The organism is Acinetobacter sp. 802_lipA (assembly GCF_058242885.1).
Window position 1 is genome coordinate 3,154,932 of the sequence record NZ_JBZAYP010000001.1, and the last position, 23,998, is coordinate 3,178,929.

Annotated in this window: 19 protein-coding genes; 16 read left to right on the plus strand and 3 right to left on the minus strand. The window is 40.8% G+C overall.

Features of this window, described 5'->3' with window-relative positions:
• Nucleotides 1-107 precede the first annotated feature (107 nt).
• The 7 genes from AC4CU3_RS15600 (at nt 108) to AC4CU3_RS15630 (ending at nt 7,104) form a co-directional block, all read left to right on the plus strand.
• Entirely contained in the window at nt 108-1,244 is a 1,137-nt protein-coding gene (locus AC4CU3_RS15600) for an acyl-CoA dehydrogenase family protein (RefSeq protein WP_279043095.1), read from the plus strand.
• A 258-nt stretch (nt 1,245-1,502) separates the two neighbouring features.
• Nucleotides 1,503-3,149 (plus strand): AMP-binding protein, encoded by a 1,647-nt coding sequence (locus tag AC4CU3_RS15605; RefSeq protein ID WP_279043097.1) that lies wholly within the window; start codon nt 1,503-1,505, stop codon nt 3,147-3,149.
• A gap of 295 nt (nt 3,150-3,444) precedes the next feature.
• Nucleotides 3,445-4,215, plus strand: a complete 771-nt coding sequence (locus AC4CU3_RS15610; protein ID WP_279043099.1) for a HesA/MoeB/ThiF family protein — start codon at nt 3,445-3,447, stop codon at nt 4,213-4,215.
• A 57-nt stretch (nt 4,216-4,272) separates the two neighbouring features.
• Nucleotides 4,273-5,571 carry an ABC1 kinase family protein gene (locus AC4CU3_RS15615; protein ID WP_279043101.1) on the plus strand — a complete coding sequence of 433 codons (1,299 nt, stop codon included), beginning with the start codon at nt 4,273-4,275 and terminating at the stop codon, nt 5,569-5,571.
• 145 nt (nt 5,572-5,716) lie between these two features.
• The gene (gene folB, locus AC4CU3_RS15620; RefSeq protein ID WP_010327015.1) at nt 5,717-6,097 is read left to right on the plus strand and encodes a dihydroneopterin aldolase; all 381 of its coding nucleotides are present in this window, start codon (nt 5,717-5,719) and stop codon (nt 6,095-6,097) included.
• Nucleotides 6,054-6,497, plus strand: coding sequence for a 2-amino-4-hydroxy-6-hydroxymethyldihydropteridine diphosphokinase (locus tag AC4CU3_RS15625; RefSeq protein ID WP_279043103.1), 444 nt, complete (start codon nt 6,054-6,056; stop codon nt 6,495-6,497). Before folB ends, AC4CU3_RS15625 begins: the two co-directional genes overlap by 44 nt.
• Nucleotides 6,498-6,570: 73 nt before the next feature.
• Nucleotides 6,571-7,104, plus strand: coding sequence for a COG3650 family protein (locus AC4CU3_RS15630; protein ID WP_279043104.1), 534 nt, complete (start codon nt 6,571-6,573; stop codon nt 7,102-7,104).
• Nucleotides 7,105-7,174: 70 nt separating this feature from the next.
• On the opposite strand, the gene coq7 is transcribed toward AC4CU3_RS15630, so the two are convergent.
• Both coq7 and AC4CU3_RS15640 read right to left on the minus strand, forming a co-directional pair.
• Complete coding sequence (gene coq7, locus AC4CU3_RS15635) at nt 7,175-7,810, minus strand: 2-polyprenyl-3-methyl-6-methoxy-1,4-benzoquinone monooxygenase (RefSeq protein ID WP_004696505.1); 636 nt, start codon at nt 7,808-7,810, stop codon at nt 7,175-7,177.
• 4 nt (nt 7,811-7,814) lie between these two features.
• Nucleotides 7,815-9,134: an MFS transporter gene (locus AC4CU3_RS15640; RefSeq protein ID WP_279043106.1), complete on the minus strand. Its 1,320-nt coding sequence runs from the start codon at nt 9,132-9,134 to the stop codon at nt 7,815-7,817.
• Nucleotides 9,135-9,310: 176 nt separating this feature from the next.
• Between AC4CU3_RS15640 and AC4CU3_RS15645 the strand changes: the two genes are divergently transcribed.
• From AC4CU3_RS15645 to AC4CU3_RS15685, 9 genes are all read left to right on the plus strand, one after another.
• Entirely contained in the window at nt 9,311-12,064 is a 2,754-nt protein-coding gene (locus AC4CU3_RS15645; protein WP_279043108.1) for a BamA/TamA family outer membrane protein, read from the plus strand.
• Between the two features lie 25 nt (nt 12,065-12,089).
• A complete protein-coding gene (locus AC4CU3_RS15650; protein WP_279043110.1) occupies nt 12,090-16,607 on the plus strand; it encodes a translocation/assembly module TamB domain-containing protein in 4,518 nt (1,505 codons plus the stop codon).
• Nucleotides 16,608-16,815: 208 nt separating this feature from the next.
• Entirely contained in the window at nt 16,816-17,019 is a 204-nt protein-coding gene (locus AC4CU3_RS15655; RefSeq protein WP_004696512.1) for a hypothetical protein, read from the plus strand.
• Nucleotides 17,020-17,163: 144 nt separating this feature from the next.
• Entirely contained in the window at nt 17,164-17,598 is a 435-nt protein-coding gene (locus AC4CU3_RS15660) for an I78 family peptidase inhibitor (RefSeq protein ID WP_125273285.1), read from the plus strand.
• A 108-nt stretch (nt 17,599-17,706) separates the two neighbouring features.
• The gene (locus AC4CU3_RS15665; protein WP_201703034.1) at nt 17,707-18,066 is read left to right on the plus strand and encodes a hypothetical protein; all 360 of its coding nucleotides are present in this window, start codon (nt 17,707-17,709) and stop codon (nt 18,064-18,066) included.
• A 121-nt stretch (nt 18,067-18,187) separates the two neighbouring features.
• Nucleotides 18,188-18,457 (plus strand): hypothetical protein, encoded by a 270-nt coding sequence (locus tag AC4CU3_RS15670; protein WP_004696516.1) that lies wholly within the window; start codon nt 18,188-18,190, stop codon nt 18,455-18,457.
• A gap of 294 nt (nt 18,458-18,751) precedes the next feature.
• Nucleotides 18,752-21,391: a bifunctional aconitate hydratase 2/2-methylisocitrate dehydratase gene (locus AC4CU3_RS15675; protein WP_279043115.1), complete on the plus strand. Its 2,640-nt coding sequence runs from the start codon at nt 18,752-18,754 to the stop codon at nt 21,389-21,391.
• A gap of 72 nt (nt 21,392-21,463) precedes the next feature.
• Entirely contained in the window at nt 21,464-22,723 is a 1,260-nt protein-coding gene (locus AC4CU3_RS15680; RefSeq protein ID WP_086207635.1) for a PDDEXK-like family protein, read from the plus strand.
• A 396-nt stretch (nt 22,724-23,119) separates the two neighbouring features.
• On the plus strand, nt 23,120-23,338 hold the full coding sequence (locus tag AC4CU3_RS15685) for a hypothetical protein (protein WP_201703038.1): 219 nt from the start codon (nt 23,120-23,122) through the stop codon (nt 23,336-23,338).
• Between the two features lie 143 nt (nt 23,339-23,481).
• Here AC4CU3_RS15685 and AC4CU3_RS15690 read toward each other — a convergent pair whose 3' ends face one another.
• Nucleotides 23,482-23,967 (minus strand): Lrp/AsnC family transcriptional regulator, encoded by a 486-nt coding sequence (locus AC4CU3_RS15690; RefSeq protein ID WP_004696532.1) that lies wholly within the window; start codon nt 23,965-23,967, stop codon nt 23,482-23,484.
• Nucleotides 23,968-23,998 lie beyond the last annotated feature (31 nt).

Sequence of the window (23,998 nt, forward strand, 5' to 3'; positions counted from 1 at the left end):
CTTTCTCGCAGAAACATTATCTTTTGAAAGGCTTTCAGGTTGCGAATGGGTCGCCGTGTATCAAATATTTATTAAATTTAATAACCTGAACAGAGAAGGGATACTCCATGCTTTTAAATGAAGAACAAAAAATGGTTCAGGATATGTTGCGTAGTTATTCGCAGGAAAAACTGAAGCCAACCGCGGCTGCACGTGATAAAACAGCGCAGTTTCCTGCGCAAGAACTTAAAGAGCTAGGTGAGTTGGGTGCTTTGGGTATGACTGTTTCACCTGAGTGGGGTGGTGCGGGTTTAGATTATATTTCACTGGTGGTGGCACTTGAGGAAATTGCAGCAGGTGATGGTGCGATTTCGACCATTGTCAGTGTGCAAAACTCACTGCCGTGCGGTATTACCCAGCGCTACGGAACTGATGCTCAAAAGCAGAAATATTTAAGCAAGCTTGCCACAGGTGAGTGGTTGGGTTGTTTTTGTCTCACTGAACCACAAGCAGGCTCAGATGCAGGTGCGTTGGAATGTAAGGCCGTTCGTGAGGGCGATGAGTGGGTGCTGAATGGAACCAAGCAATTCATTACCACAGGAAAGCATGCGCAAGTCGCTTTGGTTTTTGCAGTCACAGACAAAGCTGCGGGGAAGAAAGGTATTTCTTGCTTTTTAGTCCCAACCGATACCGAAGGCTATATTGTCTCTCGTATAGAAGAAAAGATGGGGCAGCACTGTTCGGATACGGCAACCATTGTTTTGGAGAACTGCCGAATTCCAGCAGATCATTTGCTAGGCGCGGAAGGTGAGGGCTACAAAATTGCGCTTTCGAATTTGGAGTCGGGACGTATTGGTATTGCAGCGCAATCAGTGGGTATGGCTCGTGCCGCTTTAGATGCAGCAGTTGAATATGCCAATGAACGCAAAGCCTTCGGTGTTGAAATTGTACATCATCAGGCAGTTGCTTTTCGTTTAGCCGATATGGCGACGCAAATTGAAGCGGCACGTCAGTTAATTTTCCATGCAGCCGCTTTGAAGGATGCAGGTTTGCCATGTTTAAAAGAAGCTTCTATGGCCAAACTGTTTGCCTCAACTATGGCGGAGCGTGTTTGTTCTGATGCTATTCAAATTCATGGTGGTTATGGCTATGTCTCAGATTTTCCAGTTGAACGAATTTATCGGGACGTCCGTGTGAGCCAGATTTATGAAGGGGCGTCTGATATCCAGCGTCTTGTCATTGCACGTGAAGTTACCAAGGTTTAAGTCTACTCAGTTTTAGACCTTGGTCGATGTTCAAAGCCTGCATTTTCATTGAGGGATTTGGAAATTGTAGGTGCATTTAAAACATGGTTATCTAGGTGCAGCAGTTATTTACCATTATTAAGTCGAGCAGCTAAGCTGCTCTAGATTTTCAATAATATAGGACTGACAATGAGGTCAGTTCAACGCTTAAAACGATAAAGAACATGGACGGCCAAAGTGGATTTGGCCTTAAAAAATGGATAATGCGAGGTTGTCGTGATGAAGACATTAGAACAAGCCCATCAAGAATTTAACTATGAACAACTGATTCAAGAACAATTGGTCGGCCAACCCAATGCAGTGAATGCTTATATTGAGTGCTGTCAGCGCTATGTAGGGCAGCAAAAAACAGCACTCATTTGGGAAGGAAAAAATGGCGAGTCAGAGCAATGGAGTTTTGAACAGCTTGATGTTGCCTCAGCTCAGTTGGCAAATTATTTTAAAAGTATTGGCATTCAAGTAGGTGACTGTATCGCAGGGCTGTTACCGCGTACGCCTGAACTGCTGATTACGATTTTAGCAACATGGCGGATTGGTGCGATTTATCAGCCTTTGTTTACTGCTTTTGAGTCGAAGGCGATTGAACATCGAGTTTTAACTGCAAACACTAAATTGATTGTGACCAATGCAGAGCAACGTCCAAAGCTAAATCACGTTGAAGTCAAACATATTCTTACAGTGAATGCGGGAACAAACTTAGCTAGCAATGAAGCTGATTTTTGGCAGGAAGCAAAACAACAGTCCGATCAATGTGAAGCTGTTTTGCGTAGCTTTGATGATGATTTCCTGATGATGTTTACCTCAGGCACCACGGGTTTGGCCAAATCAGTACCTGTCCCCTTAAAAGCGGTTTTGGCTTTTAAGGGTTATATGCAACATGCAGTCGATTTAAGAGAAGACGATTCTTTCTGGAACTTAGCCGATCCGGGCTGGGCTTATGGGTTGTACTACGGCATTACTGGCCCGCTCAGCTTGGGGCATAGCATCATTATGGATGAGCGTACATTTAGTGTTGATCATGCAGTTGAAGTCATTAAAAAGTATCGCGTCAGTAACTTAACGGGTTCGCCTACAGCTTTTCGGATGTTCTTTGGTTTTAAAGAAAAGTTTGATCCTTCCATTAAAACCCACCTACGTGCTGTTAGTAGTGCGGGTGAGCCTTTGACCCCAGAAGTGATTCATTGGTTCAATAATGATCTGAATGTCAACATTTATGACCAATATGGACAAACTGAGTTGGGCATGGTGATTGCCAACCATCATGCACTGGAGCATGAGAAAAAAGTCGGGTCGGCAGGCTTTGCCAACCCCGGACACCGCTTTGCTGTACTTGATGCGAACCACCAAGAAGTGAAGTGCGGTGAAATTGGAACGCTGGCGATAGACTTTAGCCAGTCACCCCTGACATGGTTTAAAGGGTATGGTGGCAATAATCGTAAATCCTTTGTAGGACAGTATTATTTAACTGGTGATACGGTCAAGCTCAATGAAATTGGCGGTATTGACTTCGTTGGACGTGCTGACGATGTCATTACAACGTCAGGCTATCGAGTTGGACCTTTTGATGTCGAAAGTACTTTGCTTGAGTGTGTGGAAGTACTCGAGTCAGCTGTGATTGGTAAGCCTGATCCAGAGCGCACTGAAGTGGTGAAAGCTTTTGTGGTGCTAAAGCCACAGCACAAAGCCTCTAAAGAGTTGGATAGCAAACTCCAAGCCTATGTGCGTTCACGTTTATCTAAACATGCGTATCCGAAAGAAATTGAGTTTGTTGAAAGCTTGCCAAAAACGTCGAGTGGAAAAATTCAACGTAATTTGCTGAAACAGCAAGAAGTGGCAAAGATGCAAACTTTACAAGCTGCCATTTAATTTAAAAATAAAAGGGTCTTAAAGCTAAAGCCAGTCAGTTTTAAATAGGCTGGCTTTTTCTTTTAACCATTTATAGTGGTATGTGGCTTGTGGAATGCTGCTCGAAATATAGCTAGAGGTGTAAATAGCCTAAGAAAATTTAACTAGGCAACTATTATGATTCAATCTCCATTACTTAAAAATGAAAAAGTTGAGCTATCTAAAGCACATAGCATTTATTGAATTTGTGCATAGCTAACGTTGGTTTCATGGGTATAATTCGCCATCAACATTTTCTTTAGCAAAAGGCTGAATCATGGACGAGTTAGATGAAAGTCTAGAACTCAGTAATGCTGAAATGCACCTCTATAGTCGTCAGATTTTATTGGACGGTTGGGATATAGAGGCACAAGAAAAACTCAAGTTGGCCAATGTACTCATTATTGGCTGTGGCGGCATTGGTTGTATGACTGCGGAGTTATTGGCACGTGCTGGCGTAGGGAAAATCACCTTGATTGATGCTGATACCATCGAAGTGAGCAATCTCCAAAGACAGATTGCCTATGTAGAAAACAATGTCGGTTTTTATAAAGCAGAGGTTTTAGCCCAGCGTTTAAAGCAGATTAATCCCTATATTCAAGTCCATGCACATGCCGTAAAACTTGATACAGCCAATGCATCTAGCTTAATTTTAGGTCAAGATTTAGTTCTTGATGGTTGTGATAATTTTACGACACGGTATTTGGTCAATCAGCAGTGTAAAGCAGCCAATGTTCCACTCATCAGTGCATCTGCCATTGGTTTTCAAGGGCAGCTGTTTATGGTGGAAGGTGAGTCCGCTTGCTATGAATGTCTGTTCCCGAAAGAAGAACATGCGAGTGAAAGCCTACGCTGTGCAGATTCGGGAGTTCTCGCCACCACGCCAAACGTGTTGGCCAGTCTTCAAGCGCACCATGCACTCTTATATTTGGGTTTAAATGTAACCGCACTTAAACAACGCCTGTTGCTTTGGGATGGTCTAAGTATGAAACAACGTTTGCTTGCTTTCGAAAAAGATACAGATTGTCCAGTTTGTCAGGCAAGATAAGCCTGCAATTTTTTCATTCTTTGATACACTCAATACAATTTATTTTTGACCGATATTATGAAAAACAATATCTTTTTAGATGGACTGCGTTCTGTTGCCCGTGTTGGGGAAACAGCAGTCATTGCAGCACGTGCGGGTATTAAGTACGCCACTGAAAAACCAAGTAATGCCAAACTGATGCGTGAAACCTTTGAGTCTCTGGGTTCAACCTATATCAAGTTGGGTCAGTTTATTGCGAGTACACCTTCACTTTTTCCACGTGAATATGTTGAAGAGTTTCAAGGCTGTTTAGACCAAACCCCATCTTTACCATTTAGTTATGTACAAGGGGTTTTAGCGTCTGAGTTTGAAGGTCGAAACCTGTCTGAGATTTTTGCATCGATTGATGAAACGCCGTTAGCTTCAGCGTCTATTGCGCAAGTTCATGCCGCGAAGCTGGTGACGGGTGAAGATGTAGTGATTAAAGTACAAAAGCCAGGTGTAGAAACCATTCTCTATACCGACTTAAATGTTCTGCACTGGGCTACCAAGGTTTTAGAAAAAGCAGTGCCTAAAGTCAAATTTGCATCTCTTGCAGACATTGTAGAAGAAATCAAAACCCGCATGGTTCGAGAAGTCGATTTTATTGAAGAAGCCAGTAATCTGGATGACTTTGTGAACTATCTCAATATCACGCAAAACCATAAGGCGATGGCACCTAAGGTCTATCACCAATATTCGACTCGCCGTGTACTCACCATGCAGCGTCTTTACGGTGTGCCATTAACCGATTTCAATGTGGTGAAACAGCGCTGTAAAGATCCATCCCAAGTCCTGATTACCGCCATGAATACATGGTTTGGTAGTTTGATGATGTGTAATAGCTTCCATGCTGACTTACATGCTGGAAACCTAATGTTGCTTGATGATGGTCGTGTGGGTTTTATTGACTTTGGAATTGTGGGGCAGTTGAAACCTGAAGTGTGGACAGCTTGTATCGCCTTTATGGATGCCTTACAAAAAACGGATTATGTACTCATGGCGGAAAACATGCTGAAAATGGGCATGACCGCGGTACAGATTGATACACAAGTTTTGGCTGCCGATCTTGAGCGTTTATTCAGTGGTGTGTTATTGGCAGATCCGCAAGAATTGCTGAGTTCAAACCCAGCAGATTTGAATGACATCATGATGGATATGGTCGTAGTGGGCGAGCGTCACGGTATTCGCTTCCCGCGTGATTTTGCATTGTTATTTAAACAGATGCTGTATTTCGATCGTTTCATGCGCATCCTTGCACCGTATACCGACATCTATGCTGACCAGCGTTTGCAAATGGTGCAAACTATGGATCCAAATGTGTTGTTAAAAAACTAAGTTCTTTTGAAGCACACTCACCAAAAAATCCCTTTCAGTCCTTCTTTTAAAAGAGGGACTGAAAAATGCTTTCCTGTTTAGGGGATGAAAAACATAGTTTCGTAAGTCAGGGATTAAAATGTCAAAATCTGTTAAAGGTAATAATGTGGACGCAATTATCATTGAAGGCTTAAAGGTTGAAACAGTGGTTGGCTGCTTTAACTGGGAACGTCAGATTATTCAGCCTTTAATGTTGGATATGATTATTCAAACAGATTTGGAACAAGCTTCAAACTCAGATGACTTAGACCATACCTTAAATTATGCTGAAATTTGTGAAATTGCAGCAAAGGTCATTCAGGATGCTAAGCCTGAACTGATTGAACATGCGGCAAAATTGGTCATCAACGCACTTTTTTCTACCTTTCATGCGATTGAATCGATTAATATTACCATCCGTAAGCCTGCCATTATCGCGCAAGCAAATTCTGTAGGAATTCGTCTTGAACGCCACCGAAACGATTTTCGCCCTAGCTCTGGCGAGTAATAATAATCCAAAGCAACATTTTTTATATGCCTCTGAGCAACTTGCTAAAATTGGGCAACTGCAATTTTCGAACATTTATTTAATTCCATGCCGTGATGGAGTTGGGGCAGATTATTGGAATGCAGCCTGTTTGCTTAAATCATCTTTGTCTGTTGGCGATATTTCGGTATTGCTGAAAAATATGGAAGCAGCATCTGGGCGTGTCCGTCCATCACATCAGATTTCACTGGATGTCGATTTGATTGCATGGGGTGAAAACTTAGAACATATGCAGTTCAATCCCAAAAAATTGCCTTTGGCGCTAGACGTTAAAATTCCAATGTTCGATGTGTGGAAGGATGCTGCATTTCAGCATCCGAAGCATGCATTTCCAACAGTGAGCTGCTTGGAAGCCAAGTAACATATCGAAGTGTGATTGGCACTTGAACTGGCTTAACATACTTATAAAATATAATTCGTAGCGAGCTATTTTCATGAAAATACAAATTTTGAGTGCTCTTTCTTTAGCAGTGTTTCTAGCGGCCTGTCATTCAACCCCGTCCAAAATGACAACGACAACTACAACTGCTATGGATACAACGAGTGTATCTCAAACGACTGAAAAACAAGGGCTAAAACTAGCTGTACAGGCCTATACCCAAGATCAATCAGATTATCAAACTCGCTTATATGACTTAAACCAAGATGGTATCGATGACGCCGTGGTGCTATTAAGTGGGATGGAATGGTGTGGTTCAGGTGGCTGTACGTTGTTGGTCTTTAAAGGTCTTGAAAATGGAAGTTTTCAACCGCATAGCAAAATGACTGTGTCATCTACACCGATTTATGCCTTAAGTACCCAAACCCAAGGTTGGCGTGACTTGTCGGTTTATACGCGTGGTTTAGGCCAAGTCATACTGAAGTACAATGGGAAAAGCTATCCATCCAATCCATCCTTAGCGTCAAAATATACGGCGAATTTAAAGCAAGTAGGTAATACTTTATTACTGCCGATCGTTGTGGAATAACTCAGCATTAAGTCAATAAAAAAGCAGTGGCATAACCACTGCTTTTTTATTGGGTTCAAACCATTGTGGTTTAAATAAAATAACTGGTCTTGGTCATGAGTTTTGAAATAGCTGTCATGGTGATTTTGACAGGAATCGGTAAATCGACACCGCCAGCATTCAGTGCTGTATCACGATGGTGTAATTCATCTTCATTCATTTGCACAAGAATATTACGTGAACGGTCATCTTGAGCAGGGAGTTGGCTGATGTGATGTTGTAAGTGCAGGCTCACTTGGCGTTCAGTTTCTGCAACAAAACCTAAGCTATATTTATCGCCTGCAATGCCTGCGATTGCACCCATACCAAAGGATAAACCGTACCAAATAGGATTAAGCAGACTGGTATGGCTGTCTAGCTCTTTTAAGCGGTCTTCACACCATGCAAGATGGTCTTGTTCTTCAATTGCAGCTTGTTCCATTTCGCGGCGTACATTTGGCAGTTTTGCCGTTAAAGCTTGCCCATGATAAAGCGCTTGCGCACACACTTCGCCACTATGGTTGACCCGCATTAAACCTGCAACATGACGTGCTTCACTCACTGCGAGTTGGGTTTCTACCGCCTTGCCTGGGTTTTCACGTTGAGCAGACGTCGTGCCCGGAACTAAGCTACGCAGGGCTTGATCAAAAGAATTGATAAATTTATCGATGCCAGTGTAATGACGCATAACTTTAGTCCTCTAACTCAGGTTGTACAGTTTTTAGCATGGGTTTGAGTCGATATAACAACCACAGCGTAAAGCCCGCACTCAGTACAGCAGTAATGCTGAAAAGTATTTTAATATCAATCTTCAAAACACTTAAAATGATAATCGAAAATACAGCAGAAGACACCATAAACACCGCGTTTAATATGTTGTTTGCTGCAACAACACGTGCACGATGTGAACGTGGTGAATAGGCTTGCATCATGGCGTATAGCGGCACAATATAAAAACCGCCACTGATACCGAGCAAGGTCACCGCAAGCATGACATGGTAGTAAATTGCACCGTGGTTAAACATATCCGCGACATTCATCATCACGCCTGTACGTTCAGGTACAAAAGCCAGACTCAAAGCCAAGTAAAAAGCGAATAGGGTGAGCCCAACCGCACCGATAGGCACCATTTTAATATTCACTTCAGAGCCACCGATTCTACGACACAGCAGTGAGCCGACTCCAATCCCGACAGAAAAGAACGTGAGTAAAAGACTGACGACATTTTCTGATGCATGTAAGTTTTGTTGAGTCAACTGTGGAATTTGGGTGAGATAAGTTGCACCGTAAAACCAATACCATGAATTCCCCAGTAAAATCATAAAGATGAGGGGGAGGCTTTTGGCATATTTGAGTGTTTGAAAACTGGTTCTAAAGAAATTCCAATCAATTTTTAAGTCGGGTGAGCTGACTTGCTGTTTTAAGATAAATCGACTGGAGAGATAACCCAAAACGGCAATGATGACGACAGTCAGGCTGATCCAAATAAGATTGCCCTGAGAAACCGAAATGACTGCGCCACCCAAAATCATCCCGATTAAAATAGCAATGGATGTGCCCGACTGAAATAGTGCATTACCTGACATGAGTTCATTTGGCTTGAGAATCTCAGGTAAAATGGCGTATTTAATGGGGCCAAAGAAGGTGGAGTGTGTGCCCATCATAAATAGAGCCAAGAGCAGTAGCCATAAATTGCCTAATAAGAAACCCGCGGAACCGATGAGCATAATGACAATTTCTAGAACTTTGATGCCACGAATAAGTTGTGAACGCTCAAATTTATCGGCAATTTGTCCTGCGGTTGCAGAAAATATGAAGTAAGGCAAAATAAATAACAACGCGGCTAAATTATTTAAGGTACTGACATCCGCAGCTTGTTGGTTAATCCATCCATAAGTAATGACTAAAAGCAAAGCTTGTTTATAGACATTGTCGTTTAAAGCACCAAAAAATTGGGTAATAAACATGGGAAGAAAACGACGGGTACTTAATAGATGTTCATTGTTTTTCATGCTTTTTGCACTGCATTAAGTTTTATTAAGAAATGTGACTAATTGCTCAAACGTTCAATAAAATCATGTAAGATATTTAAAACCTGAAACTGGTTAAAATAATCAATAGATTTCAGTTCTTTTGTGACAATTCATTAGAGCAAATCCATAACGATTAAATAAATTTAGAGTTTTATATGCTTGCCAAAACACAATTTAAAAAGTCGACTCTTTCATTGAGTATGAATTCTTTCATACCGTGGCATCATAACAATAAATATTTGTGTCTGAGTATCTTTTTAACGCTTTTGTCACAAGCTACTTTGGCTGAAACGCCCGTTGCGATTGAACCAAGTAATGCACAAGTCGAGCCACAAACTTCTACGCAACTCACTGAAGACATTAAAAAAGAAGCGATTCGCCAAGGTATGGGCAGTGCGGACGAATTAAAAAAAGTTGAAAATTCTGTAGTTCAGCCCACGGTTCCAGACAGTATGCAAATGTTGCAACAGCAACAGACGGCTTTAAAAAATTTACCTGAATTTGCACCGATTGAGTTTGATGATCTTGAGGACTTGCCAACTGTACAAGTTGAACAAGGCATGGCCAATGATATTTATCAGGTGGCTGAGCAAGCGAAAGCAGAAGCTCAAGCTTACCGAAGTGGTCAAACGACAGAGTTGGTGGTGAGTGATGCAACTCAGCAGGAAATGGCGGAAATTAATCAAGCTCCAGTCAATGTTGATCAACTGATGCAAAGCATTCAAGCAGATAGTAAAATTTCAGTAGAAGCCAACACGGAAGGCAATACTTTAGATTTTGGCATGAGTGCTGAAGAGCAAATTGCCAAAGAACCTAATTTCTTTAAACGCATGCTTTATAAAATTCGACCACCAAGAGAATTAGATACTGCAAAGGTGCCGCGGATCAGTGCGGATGTCGAAATCATCAATGCGAAATATGAAGGTGAAATATCCGATAAAGCGTATCAGGCCGCTTTGGTTAATTTAAAAGAAAATATTAAAGGCAAAGTTTCTAGCTTTACCGAAGAGTCTTTTGAAGACTTTCCTTCGGCATTGCCACAGTTGCGTTCACTTTCCAACCAAGCCGCACAAGCTGTCGGTTTTTATAATGCTGAGTTTAAGTTTGAAAAAACCAGCAGTAACCGTGTGCGCATTCAAGTGGTACCGAATACCCCTGTGCGGATTGAAGAACAAAACATCGAGTTTAGTGGTGCAGGTCAGTACTTACCGCAGTTCCAAGTGATTAAAGTCTTACCTGAACAAGACGTTGGTGATGTATTGCACCACGGCTTATACGAGTCGACGAAAGCACGAATTAATGAAGCGGCTAGCAATAACGGTTTCTTTGATAGTTACTGGCGCTTACATGATGTGAAAGTTGAACAGCCGCAAAATACCGCAGACATTAACTTACGTTATGAAACAGGTGAACGCTATAAACTCGGCGGTGTTGAGTTTGTGATGAGCGACCCAAGTAAACCACTGCCTATTGATTTAGATGTTTTACAAAGTTTAGTGACTTGGGAGCCTGGGGCGGATTATACTTTTTGGCGTGTTAATGGTTTGGCTAATAATTTGACCAACTCACGTTACTTTAACTACAGCTTGGTAGATGCTGTTCGACCTGATCCTGTAGAAAGGGTTCGTGAGTTACCCCCTGATTTACAGCAGTTGGTCGATGACCAACAACTTTCTCGTCAGGATGTTCTGGTTCAAGAAAAACAGGAAGTTGTTTCAAGCCGTGAAGTGACGCAGTCTGTGGTAAGTGAAGCACAGTTTGCTGGTGTCAATGATGCCGAGCAAAATCAAGCACAATTAGAGCTTCGCAGCGCACAAGAAACCAAAAAAAGTGAAGAAGAACGTTTAAAACTTGAAGCTCGAGAAACAAAAGTGATCCCTGTCAAAGTCACTTTAAACGCGGACCAGTTAAATAGTGTAGAAGTCGGTGCTGGTTATGGTAGTGACTCAGGTGCACGCTTACGTACACAGTATCGCCGTGCGATTGTGAATCAACGTGGTCACTCTTTTGATGCCAACTTAGAACTTTCAGAAATTCGACAGGCTATTGATGGTCGCTATAATATTCCCTATAAGCATCCACTAAATGATTATATCAGTCTCGTAGGTGGCTATGAGCGTGAAGAACGAGATGACATCGGACAAGGCGTAAACTTACTCACGGAGTCTGCTGTTGCCGGGGCTGATCGTGTTATTAAAAACCCAATGGGAAATTGGCAACATACTTATGGTGTACGTTACCGTTTAGATCGATTGACGCAAAAGGGTTCAGCGAATGTAGATGATTTGCCGGATGCATTTATTGCAAATAATGACCCTGAGCAAGAGTCGCTTTTATTGGGTTATGAAATTTCTAGAATCGATAGCGATAAACGTGTAAACCCAAGTAAGGGAATTAAACAAACTTATAAAATTGAACTTGGAAGCGAAAGCCTACTTTCAGATGCAGATATGGCTATTGTAAATGCGGGTTGGCGTTTTATCTATTCCATGGGTGAAAATGATAATCACCAGTTTGTTGGGCGTGGTGATCTCGGTTATATCTTTACCTCAGACTTTAATAAAGTCCCTTATAACTTACGTTATTTCACGGGTGGAGACCAAGGCATTCGTGGTTTTGACTACAAAAGTTTGTCACCTGTGGTCGATGGTTTTAAAGTGGGTGGTCAGGCCTTGGCTGTCGGCTCCATGGAATACAATTACCAGTTTAAAGAAGGCTGGCGTGCAGCAGTATTCAGCGATTTTGGCAATGCTTATGATACAGATTTTAGCAATGACACCGAATACAGTGTTGGTCTTGGTGTGCGCTGGGCATCACCGATAGGCCCCATTCGGATTGATGTAGCTTCAGGTATTTCTGATGATAGCCATCCGATACGTGTGCATTTCTTTATTGGCTCATTATTATAATATTTAACACTTTTTTGGGAAGACTATGGCTGAAGTAGAACAGCAGCAAGAACCAACACCACCTACGCCGCTTGCCAAACAGCGACGTATTCTTAGAAGTGTCCTTTTGACGCTGTTGTTGACGCTCATCTTCTTGGTGATATCGCTTGCGGTCATGTTTTCTACAGATAAAGGCAGTAAGTTTTTACTCGACCAAGTTTTGCAACGTCAGCAGATTATCCAATATGAGTATGAAGGCGGTAATCTGTGGAAAGGCATTATCCTTAAAAATGTGGTGGTTACCTTAAAGCCTGTCGATGTCAAAATTGACCGTGCTGACGTGAGTTTGGGGTGGCGCGCCATCTTAGATAAAGAGATTCACCTACGTGAAGCCGATGTGCGCAATTTGCGCATCATTACCAAAGGTGAACCGAGTGATGAACCCTTTAAGTTCAGCGAAATTAAATTACCCTTTGTTTTACGTTTAGATACAGCAGATGTTGATCATTTAAATATCCGGACTGCATCCGATGCCCAAGTAGATTTTTATGATGTGCATTTAAATAATGCCCTCTGGTCGGGGACGGAACTTGAGTTTGAAGACTCTCGCATGGACATGGGCTATTTAGCAGTTCGTAATGCAACTGGGAAAATGAAATTCTCAGGGAAATATCCGCTTGAAGCGACCGCAATTGCAAACTTACCAGCACTGCGTGATAGTTTAAATGTGCATGATATTGCTGTACACGCAACGGGGACACTGGACACTATCCAAGCGGGTTTTGCAACGCGGACACCTGAACTGTTGACGGGTTGGGCCATTTTGCACCCTGTACGTAAGCATGTACCGATGCAAGGTCAGCTCAAATTTAATCATTACAACTTACCGCTGTTGACCGATTACAAACTCTATGCTGAAAAAGGCGTTGCTAAATTTTCAGGTGATATCGAACGTTTAAATATCGACTTAAATACAGATCTGAGTGGTAAAGACATTCCTAAAGGTCAATATACCGCTTTGATGCATACCGATTTGGTTCATCAACTTGACATTGATAACTTAAATGCTCAGTTGATGAAAGGCTCGGTCAATCTGGGTGGTGTGGTGAGTTGGAAAGATCATGTCACTTGGGATGTACAAGGTCGTTTAGATAAAATCAATCCTAAAGACGATGTACTGCCACAAGTGGTTTCTGACTTTCTACCGCCAAGTTTGGATGCAAAAATTGCATCACAAGGCACGCTTGAAAAAGGTTTACACTTAACCGCAGATCTAGACTTTGATCGTTATGAAGCATGGCATCTCAAACTAGACCAAAACCCAGAGAAAAATAACAAAGTTCAGCCAATGTTGATGGATGTCTCTTGGAAAAATATTGACCGCGCCGTGCCTTATATCGGCTGGTTAAGTAGTGCTTCAGGGGATGTAAAACTGGCGTTGGTTGAAGGTCAGCAAGATATTCATGTTGCCACTGTTGTGAGTCAACACGAAAAAGCGACGTTACCTGCGGGTAATTACCTCGCGCAGTTAAATTTTAAAAATAATAATTTAAATGTGCCGAGTTTTAGTTATGTAGCAGGTAAGGGAAGCTTAAGTGGTAATGCTGTGGTTGAGCTGCCAGATGAGAAACGTCAACTGAAGTGGAAAGCTGCTTTAAACGCGAAAGATTTTAACCCGCAAATGGTGGCAGAGGCTTCACCAGTTAATTTATTAAATGGAAAGCTACAAGCAAGTGGTTATGCCAAACCGAATCAACAGATCATTCAGCTACAAGGCATTGATCTGACTGGAAAGTTGGTGGGTAATAATGAAACGGTTCACTTAACTGGTCAGTCAACTGCGGCACTCCTGTTTAATGATGAAAAAGCGGGTGGTGCTTTCAAAGGCTATGCAGTGAACTACGATGGTGCTTTAAAAGCCAGTCAGTTTGAAGCCAGTCAGGGCACATTAAACCTAAAACTTTCAGGAACGCCTGAATTTATTAAAGTGACTGAGCTGAAACACAATGGTGTGGCAGGTCAAATTAATGCCAGCGGTTTGGTGCATTTTATTCACGGCATCACTTGGGATGTGAATGCAGCATTCATTCGTTTTAAACCGCAATATTTTGCATCTAGTGTTAAAGGCGAATTGTCTGGTGTAGTGAAAACCAAAGGCACATGGTCGGATGCTTTAAAACGCATTAACATTGAAAGCTTAAACCTAGCGGGTACACTGAACAATAAGCCAGTCCGTGGTACAGGTAATTTAGCTTTGGTGCTCAACTCCAGTGAAAAGGGCTTTTTACCGCAACAGTTTGAAGCGAATAATCTACTGTTGGCGTATGCTAAAAACCAAGTGCAAGCGACGGGTAATGCACAAAATCTAAGACTGAATATTAATGCGCCTGCACTGTATGAAATTTATGCGGGCTTACGTGGTCGTGCCTACGGCTATTTAAATATCCAATCTCAACCACGTTTAAGGGCTACGGCAAACTTAGCAGTGGATAATTTTGGCTTTAAAGATCTGATTGATATGCGTAAATTACGCATTGTCGGGCAATTACCGACATCGGAAACAACACCGTCATTATTGACTGCAAAAATGGAAAGTTTAAGAAGTGGTAATCGTGAAATTCAACAAGGTGAAATTTCACTGGCAGGTATTCGCAAAGCTCATTTATTAAAAGTTTCTGCACAAAACGAAAAGTCGAAATTTTATGTGCAATTGGCAGGTGGTTTTAATGCGCAAAATGATTGGTTAGGCCAGATCCAAAAAGGTGATTTTGACTCTTTGCGCGCACGTTTGGTACAGCGCCAAAGTGCAGCCGTGGTCTATAACAGTGCCAAAGCAGATTTGCTGATTGGCGCGCATTGTTGGATGAGTCAACAAAGTCAGTTGTGTTTTGACCAGCCGATTCGTGTCAGTAAAACGCGTGGCAATATTTCATTCTTGACTCAAAACCTTGACCTAAACGACTTTGCTGCCTTTATGCCTGAAGGGTTAGCAATTACAGGTAAGTTAAATGGTCATGCTAAAGCGGTTTGGGCACAAGGATCTAAACCAAAAATTGATGCGCGCTTAGTCACCCGTGATGGTGTGATTGGTCTAGCTGCCGATGACCCACAAGATATGGGTTCAACCTTAAAATACGAACAAGTGGCTTTGGTTGCCAAAAGCATCGCAGAAGGATTACAAATCCGTTTGGATGTCAAAACACCTGAAATTGGTATGGGCTATGCCAATGTGGTTATTGATCCGTATCGGGACAATATGCCTATGCGCGGTGAAATTGCATTTGATCAGATACAACTCAAAGTCTTTAAACCTTTCATTGCTGATGTGCGTTCGATGGGCGGAACACTTTCGTATGCAGGTAAAATTAATGGAACGCTAAAAGCACCACTACTTACAGGCGATGTCCGTCTGAAAGATGGTTCAATTAGTATGATCTCACTTCCAGTCAATTTGACCAATATTCAGCTGTATTCCGCTATACGCCAAGACCAAGCCACCATCAATGGTGCTTTTAACAGTGGTCGTGGCGTGGGTACACTTACGGGGACGGTAGATTGGAAGAATGATCCACGCATTCAGCTTCAGTTGAATGGAGAAAATTTACTGATTCGCCAAGCGCCATTAATTACCGCGCTAGTGACACCGAAAATCACACTGGATGTTTTGCCGTTGAGTAGGAAGTTGACCTTAAACGGTGAAATTCAAGTTCCTCGTGCGCTTATTTCGATGCCTGAAGCATCTGTACCTGTGGTGAATGTATCGTCTGATGTACGCGTAGTCAGAGAAGGCCAAAACCAATTGGCGATTTTAAATAGCGCCAAACCTTGGGACATTCGTGCCGATCTGATGGTCGGACTAGGTAATCAAGTTGTCTTCCAAGGGTTTAATAGTCGTATTCCATTGTTAGGTCGTTTATATCTATCGCAGCGCGGTGCTGAAACCGCAATGCGTGCCAATGGTGCAATTGGGGTAAGTCAGAAAGTTAAAATTGAAGCCTATGGGCAGAGTTTGGACTTAAACCGTGCCATTGCGCGTTTTAACGGTGTGTTGAGCAATCCAACACTGGATGTCGATGCAAATAAAAATGTACAAGGCAGCACGGTGGGTTTCCGTGTGACGGGTACGGCAACATCACCCAATATTCAAGTCTATAACGATGCAGGGCTTTCCGAGCAAGAAGCTTTGAATGCATTAATTACAGGCCGCATTAATGAAGGTACAACTGGTTTAAGTCAAACGGAAGGCTTTAAGTCAGATGTCAATAACACCATTGCTGCCGCAGGGATTAGTTTAGGTTTAGGCGGGACACGCGCCTTTACTAACCAAATTGGACGTACTTTTGGTTTAAGCGGTTTAGCGCTGGATGCGCAAGGCACAGGGGATGACACACAAGTCAGCCTGACGGGTTATATTACACCTGACTTATATATTCGTTATGGCGTGGGTGTCTTTACACCAGTCAATAAATTGACTCTGCGTTATCAAATGAACAAACGTATGTACTTAGAGGCGAGTCAGTCATTAGAGCGTGCAATCGACGTCTTCTATAATTGGAAGTTCTAAAGCTGCTCTTCTGCCAAATAAAGCCTACATCATGTAGGCTTTATTTTTAGCTGCTCATTTAAGTTTAATACGACATTTGATAAAACTCTTTATTTGATAGATGAAGAAAACCTATGAATAACAGACACTAGATACTTAAAATCAATTAAACCATAATGAAAGTAGGTGTATAGTAAATGGACTTGCTAAATTTAGAGTGATGATCCTTATGCCGATCAATTTTGTAATACGCTTTGCAGTGATTTTATTTTCAGTTTTAATTTTAGTGGCGCTTGCTATCCAGTTTTTCTTTGATCCGCACTATACCGTGGTCTTTTGGATCTTTGCTATGCCGTTCATTTTAGGTACTCCAATTCTAGCATCTGTAGTTTTAGCGAAAAATGAAGAGCTTGATATTCACTCAGTCAATTAAAATTGACCTGAAAATCTAGCTTTTCAAAATAAAAAGTCCGTCAAGTGATGGGCTTTTTTATGCAATCTTAAATTTTGCAAAACTCGCACAGTTTTTTAAAAATATATTTGCTATGTTGATCTTTTATTTAAAGAAATATTTTTTATGAAAAAAATCTTAATGCTTGGATTAATGGTTGCTGCTATTTCGGGTTGTAGTACTGCGCAAAAGAATGAAACTGAAAAGCCAACTTTAGGTATGGCTAATCCTGCCAGTACATACTGTGTTGAACAGGGTGGTAAATTAGAGATTCGAAAAGAGGCCAATGGTGAAGTAGGCTATTGCCATTTGCCGAATGGTCAAATCATTGAAGAATGGGCGCTTTTCCGTGCTAGTCAAAGCAAATGTGTTGCTGAGCAAGCGACAGCTTTGATTGGTCAGTCAAATTTAACTGAAGCACAGATTAAGCAAAAAACCAGTGCGAAGATGGTACGCTTAGTACAACCAGGGCAGCCTGTGACTATGGATTATCGCGAAGACCGTGTGACAGTAACAGTCGATCCGAAAACCAATAAAGTAGTTCAAGCAAGCTGCGGTTAATTTTTCTAAGTATAAAAGCTCAAATTTGGGCTTTTATACTATTTAAAGTGGGTAATGGTTCTTCATTTGAAAAAGTTTGATTATGATAGGGCGAATAGGAGGGTTGTAATGAAAAAGTTATTCGCTTTGGCTGCTGTGATTGCACTGGTGGGTTGTGCTGAAAAAAAACCGTTAACACCAGAAGAGCAATGGCATGGCTATTGTAAAAGTATTGGTAATGCAGCACGTTCAATTATGTTAGACCGTCAAAATGCCATTGAAAAAGATAAAGCGATTGAGCATGCCAATAAAGTTGAAGACGAAATGACTAAGGCATTTGCGTTAGAAATTATTGAAGATGTTTATGCTTTACCTGAGGCTGAAATTAAGTCCGATATTGAAGGTGCGCGTGAAAAAGTTCGTGTGAAATATACTGAAAAATGTATCGCAACACCGCATACCGAAATGCCAGATTACAAACCGTTCTAAGGAACGGTTTTTTTATTTTTTGGATGGAACTTTTTGTGACAAAACTCTAAATCATATATATAGCAAAGCATATAAAAATAAAGAATAATGAACATAGAATAAAAAACGAGAGGAGCAGAAAATGGAAGTTGTTGGCTATTTAAATCACGCAGATTTACTCTTGGAAGATGAAAATGGTGTGGCCGTAATTGGCGGTGGTCATTATGTTCTCAGCTTGGGTGACCATGTATACTTCAAACACGCACTTGACCATGAACCTACACGAATTTCAGTACAAATTTCTTTTGCAAGCTCTGCACATCAAAATTTACATGAGGATGAAATTCAGATGAAATTTGAAGGCTGTCGTGAAAGTTTCAAACAATATATTCAAGCCACAACAGTACACTAAGGTTGAATATTTATATTGCGTAAAAAGAGGCAACATAGGTTGCCTTTTTTGTTTTTAAATGGCAGTTCAAAGTTAATGTGAAATAATTCCAAACAATCTGACTATATTGCTGTTTTTATGTGCAATTGATATGAACATCATTTAGTTAGAAAATAATGGGCATCACGAAGAAACACTTGAAGCGCATTAACTTTTAACTGGAATTTTAGTAAAATTAAGCAGTCCATATTATTTGCGTAGCTTTATTTAAAGCAGGAATACGTAAATAATTTTTTAAAAAAGAGGAATAACACCGTGCTAGAAGCTTACCGCCAACACGTTGCAGAACGTGCCGCACTCGGAGTCCCACCGAAGCCACTTGATGATGCTCAAACAGCTGCATTAGTTGAATTATTAAAAAACCCACCAGCTGGCGAAGAAGCATTTTTAGTTGATTTACTAGAAAACCGTGTTCCAGCGGGTGTTGACCAAGCTGCATATGTTAAAGCTGCATTTTTAGCTGCTTTGGCTAAAGGCGAGGCGACTTCTCCATTAGTTTCTAAAGAACGTTCGGTTTACTTACTAGGCACTATGCTTGGTGGTTATAACGTTGCTCCTTTAGTTGCTCTTCTTGACGATGCTGCACTTGCTGAATTAGCAGCTGAAGCACTTAAGAAAACGCTTCTAGTATTTGATGCGTTCCATGACGTTGCAGATAAAGCAAAAGCGGGTAACGCGAATGCACAAGCGGTTATGCAGTCTTGGGCTGACGCTGAATGGTTCACGACTCGTAAAGACGTTCCGACTGAAATCAAACTGACTGTTTTCAAAGTAACTGGCGAAACTAACACTGACGACTTGTCACCTGCACAAGACGCATGGAGCCGTCCAGACATTCCATTGCACGCAAATGCGATGTTGAAAAACGTACGTGACGGTATTAACCCAGAAGTTCCTGGTGAAGTTGGTCCATTAAACCAAATCAAAGACTTGATCGCGAAAGGCAACCAAGTTGCTTACGTAGGTGACGTTGTTGGTACTGGTTCAAGCCGTAAATCAGCAACTAACTCTGTACTTTGGTTCTTCGGTGACGAAATTGCTCACATCCCGAACAAAAAAGACGGTGGTTACTGCTTAGGTTCTAAAATCGCTCCGATTTTCTTCAACACAATGGAAGATGCTGGCGCGTTGCCAATCGAAATTGATGTTGCAAACATGAACATGGGCGATGAAATCGTTCTTAACATTGATCATGCTGCTGCAAAAGTAACTGCAACTAAAGACGGCGCAGTCATTGCTGAAGCTGAACTTAAAACTCCAGTGCTTCTAGACGAAGTACGTGCGGGTGGTCGTATCAACTTAATCGTTGGTCGTGGTTTAACAACTAAAGCGCGTGAAGCTTTAGGTCTTGCTCCATCTACTTTATTCCGTACTCCAGTTCAACCTGCTGCTACTGGCAAAGGTTTCACTCAAGCACAGAAAATGGTTGGTCGCGCATGTGGTCTTCCTGAAGGTCAAGGCGTACTTCCAGGTACTTACTGTGAACCTAAGATGACGACTGTTGGTTCGCAAGATACCACTGGTCCAATGACTCGTGACGAATTGAAAGACTTAGCTTGCCTAGGCTTCTCTGCTGACCTAGTTATGCAATCTTTCTGTCACACTGCTGCGTATCCAAAACCAGTTGACGTTCAAATGCAACACTCGCTTCCTGATTTCATCATGAACCGTGGCGGTGTATCTCTACGTCCAGGTGACGGTATTATTCACTCTTGGTTAAACCGTATGCTTCTTCCAGATACAGTTGGTACTGGTGGTGACTCACATACGCGTTTCCCAATTGGTATTTCTTTCCCAGCGGGTTCTGGTCTTGTAGCATTCGCTGCTGCGACTGGTGTTATGCCACTGGATATGCCTGAATCTGTACTTGTTAAGTTCAAAGGTAAAATGCAACCTGGTATCACACTACGTGACCTTGTACATGCAATTCCTTACGTTGCGATTCAGCAAGGTGACTTAACTGTAGAGAAGAAAGGTAAGAAAAACATCTTCTCTGGTCGTATCCTTGAGATCGACTTAACAGAAATGGAAACTGACCTCACTGTTGAGCAAGCATTCGAACTTTCTGATGCATCTGCTGAACGTTCTGCTGCGGGTTGTTCTATCACGCTTTCTGAAGAGAAAGTTGCTGAATACCTGAAATCAAACATCACCATGTTGAAGTGGATGATCTCTGAAGGTTATGGCGATGCGCGTACGATGGCTCGTCGTGTAGAGAACATGGAAAAATGGTTAGCGAATCCATCACTTCTTAAAGCTGATGCTGACGCTGAATACACGAAAGTGTATGAAATTGACCTTGCGACAATTACTGAACCAGTTCTTTGCTGCCCGAATGACCCAGATGATGCGAAATTGCTTTCTGACGTTCAAGGCGTGAAAATTGACGAAGTATTCGTTGGTTCATGTATGACAAACATCGGTCACTTCCGCGCAACTGGTAAGTTGTTAGAGAAAGTTCCTGGTGGCGTACTTTCAACTCGTTTGTGGATTGCTCCACCTACGCGTATGGACGAGCGTCAATTGATGGAAGAAGGTTTCTATAATACTTATGGTAAAGCTGGCGCACGTACTGAAATGCCAGGTTGTTCATTGTGTATGGGTAACCAAGCACGTGTAGCGCCGAACACTACTTGTGTATCGACTTCTACGCGTAACTTCCCGAACCGTTTAGGTCAAGGTGCGAACGTTTACTTAGCGTCTGCTGAACTTGCTTCTGTTGCTGCTGTACTTGGTAAATTACCAACTCCAGAAGAATACCAACAGTATGCAGCTCAGATTGATAGCATGTCTGCTGACATCTACCAATACTTAAGCTTCGACAAGATGACAGACTATACTAAACCTGCATCTGAGATTGATACGAAGAAAATTGCTGCTGCTCAGTTGACTTAATTCTTTGTTAATTAAGCAATAAGCGGTATAAGATAAGGGCTGAGTAATCAGCCCTTATTTTTTGAGTATAAAATGCAAGAATATATAAGAAAATTAATATCCCAAACGATAGCGTTAATTGAAAAAAATAAAAGTCATGGAAATGAGTTTAATTTACTAAAAATATCAGGTATGGGGAGTAGTGAGGTTTTTACTCATACTCCAATTTTAAAGGAGTTATTAGATCCACGCGGTTCACATGGCCAAGGAAATTTATTTTTAAAAAGTTTTATTGATTCTTTTTGTTCTGAATTTATAGTTGACGAGTTCGTTCAAATAAAAAAAGAGCAACGTGTTGGCGATAAAAAGAAAAGTTATGGTCAAATTGATTTAATTATTTCAAATAAAACACAAATTTTAATTATTGAAAATAAAATTTATGCCGAAGATCAAGTTAAGCAATTGAATAGATATTATGAATATTGTGAAAGTACCAAGAAGCAACAATTTATGATTTATTTAACATTGGACGGCAAAGAGCCAAGTCAATTTTCATTAGGAAATATAAAAAATGTAGATGGAAAATATTTCTTGAATGATGGTGAAAATCAACAAAATATATATTTGAAATGCTTGAGTTACCAAACAGATATTATTTTTTGGTTGAAAAACATTCAATCTGCAATTGGTAAAGCATCGAATCTTGTAGCTGCAATTCAGCAGTATATCAACTTGTTGAAAATGCTAACAGGTGAATTAATCACAGGAAAGAAGGAATTACAAAAAATGCTTATTGATGTTCAACTAAATGAACTAGAGGCTATCAAGAAAATTTCGGATGAATATAGCAGCAGTGAATATAGAGGAAAATTACTTTATAATTTATTTGAATATATAAAAAATGTGTTTGTGCAAACGGGCGAATTTTTGGACTCAAATACAGATGATTTTTTAAATATTCAATATAATATTAGAAATTGTCAAAAATGGTTTGACCAACTTAGTAGTAAAAATTTATCACAAAATAGAGATGTAATCGGTTGTGTTTTACAAAGTAAAATTAATCCAAATATTACATTTCTATTTGTTGCTGCTACAGATTATTTCCACTATGGTATTGTTTTAAAAGAAAATAAAAACTTATCTCTTGATCAGATTCAACAACTTTTTCCAACGTGGGCAGTGAGAGATACTTGGAAAAAAATACCAAATTCTTGGATTAGTCATTCTATTGGGAATTTACGTGGATTTTCAGGTGATGCTTTTAAACTACTTACGATTAGAAATAATATTTTCTTAGATGATTTTATTAATGACCGCCTAAAAGAATTAGATTTAATTATTAAAAAATGAAAATCAGCATCTTTTGGCAATGCCAAAACTAGATCGTAGGTATTGCCCATAATTGTAAATTATCAGACTAAGATTTATTTGGGCAGATTGGTAGTGCTTATGTGCATGTCAACTCTTGGGAAGTGCTTAAAAACCAAATAGCTGAATTGCAGAATATAGAAAATGGAGAAATTTCACGAGGTCGTGTGATTTATAATAGCCTAAGCAGTGATATGGCATCTATATGGATGCTAAACTTCTTAAAAAAGCATAGCTAAAAAATTGCTGAATTTTTAGAACTTAATTTTGATGAAGCAGCTTGGAAAAAAGATCAGCATTATCGAACCTAAGCTTTACAGCATATTCAGGTCATTGTTAAATCATTACAAATTTAGTAATTTAAAAGTTGATGTATTAATGGCTAAACAATCTCGATTTCTCTGTATTGGTGGTTTCCTCAATGGAACGCAAGTCAAAGACCAAGGCGGTAGCTTCGTCTGTGTCGAAAACTCTAAAAACGTGACTTATCGAAAAATGGAAATTTTCCATCAAGATGCTTGGGATCATGACTACTATGTTTGTGAAACCACTAGTGATAAAGAAGCGAAAAATTGGGTCTATGACATCGAAAATTAATTTTGTTTATTAATTTCTTAAATTTTAGACATTAAAAAGCCCCATGGTTAGGGGCTAGTCGTATGCACATCTAAGGTACATACTGTAAGAGGCTCATCTCATACTGCGTGTATTAAACCACATTTACACAATATTTGCAGCAATCACTCAATCATAATGAGGTCTGATTTATTTTCGAGTTTCAAAGGGCGTAAGGCAAAAATTGAGCGTGTATGACGTACACCTTTCATTGAGTATAAGTTTTTACGCAAAAAGCGCTCATAGTGTTCTGCATTTTTCACTGCAACTTTGAGTAAGTAGTCATAATCGCCAGTTACTAAATGGGCTTCAACCACTTCAGGCATGTAAGCCAGTGCTTCACTAAACTGCTCTAAGATTTCATCATCATGGCGCTCAAGCGTAATTTCAATAAAAAACAGCTCATTAATCCCAATAGCTTTTGAATTAATCTTTGCTGTATAGCCTTCAATGATGTTGAGATTTTCTAGGCGTTTTACACGTGTCCAGCAAGGAGAAGAGGACAGCCCAACTTTCTCAGCCAACTGGGTAACGGTCAGACGGCCATCTTGGCGAAGTTCAGACAAAATACGACGGTCAATTTTATCTAAAACGTAGTGAGCGTCATTCATAACGTATTCCTGCGTATAATTTTCTTTATAA

Bases quoted from the DNA above. Each gene is read 5' to 3' on its own strand.
- AC4CU3_RS15680 (WP_086207635.1), top strand. From the start codon at position 21,464: ATGCAAGAATATATAAGAAAATTAATATCCCAAACGATAGCGTTAATT.
- AC4CU3_RS15645 (WP_279043108.1), top strand. From the start codon at position 9,311: ATGCTTGCCAAAACACAATTTAAAAAGTCGACTCTTTCATTGAGTATG.
- AC4CU3_RS15600 (WP_279043095.1), top strand. From the start codon at position 108: ATGCTTTTAAATGAAGAACAAAAAATGGTTCAGGATATGTTGCGTAGT.
- AC4CU3_RS15650 (WP_279043110.1), top strand. From the start codon at position 12,090: ATGGCTGAAGTAGAACAGCAGCAAGAACCAACACCACCTACGCCGCTT.
- AC4CU3_RS15690 (WP_004696532.1), bottom strand. From the start codon at position 23,967: ATGAATGACGCTCACTACGTTTTAGATAAAATTGACCGTCGTATTTTG.
- AC4CU3_RS15605 (WP_279043097.1), top strand. From the start codon at position 1,503: ATGAAGACATTAGAACAAGCCCATCAAGAATTTAACTATGAACAACTG.
- coq7 (WP_004696505.1), bottom strand. From the start codon at position 7,810: ATGCGTCATTACACTGGCATCGATAAATTTATCAATTCTTTTGATCAA.
- AC4CU3_RS15615 (WP_279043101.1), top strand. From the start codon at position 4,273: ATGAAAAACAATATCTTTTTAGATGGACTGCGTTCTGTTGCCCGTGTT.
- AC4CU3_RS15630 (WP_279043104.1), top strand. From the start codon at position 6,571: ATGAAAATACAAATTTTGAGTGCTCTTTCTTTAGCAGTGTTTCTAGCG.
- AC4CU3_RS15640 (WP_279043106.1), bottom strand. From the start codon at position 9,134: ATGAAAAACAATGAACATCTATTAAGTACCCGTCGTTTTCTTCCCATG.
- AC4CU3_RS15670 (WP_004696516.1), top strand. From the start codon at position 18,188: ATGGAAGTTGTTGGCTATTTAAATCACGCAGATTTACTCTTGGAAGAT.
- AC4CU3_RS15655 (WP_004696512.1), top strand. From the start codon at position 16,816: ATGCCGATCAATTTTGTAATACGCTTTGCAGTGATTTTATTTTCAGTT.
- AC4CU3_RS15665 (WP_201703034.1), top strand. From the start codon at position 17,707: ATGAAAAAGTTATTCGCTTTGGCTGCTGTGATTGCACTGGTGGGTTGT.
- AC4CU3_RS15685 (WP_201703038.1), top strand. From the start codon at position 23,120: ATGGCTAAACAATCTCGATTTCTCTGTATTGGTGGTTTCCTCAATGGA.
- AC4CU3_RS15610 (WP_279043099.1), top strand. From the start codon at position 3,445: ATGGACGAGTTAGATGAAAGTCTAGAACTCAGTAATGCTGAAATGCAC.
- AC4CU3_RS15660 (WP_125273285.1), top strand. From the start codon at position 17,164: ATGAAAAAAATCTTAATGCTTGGATTAATGGTTGCTGCTATTTCGGGT.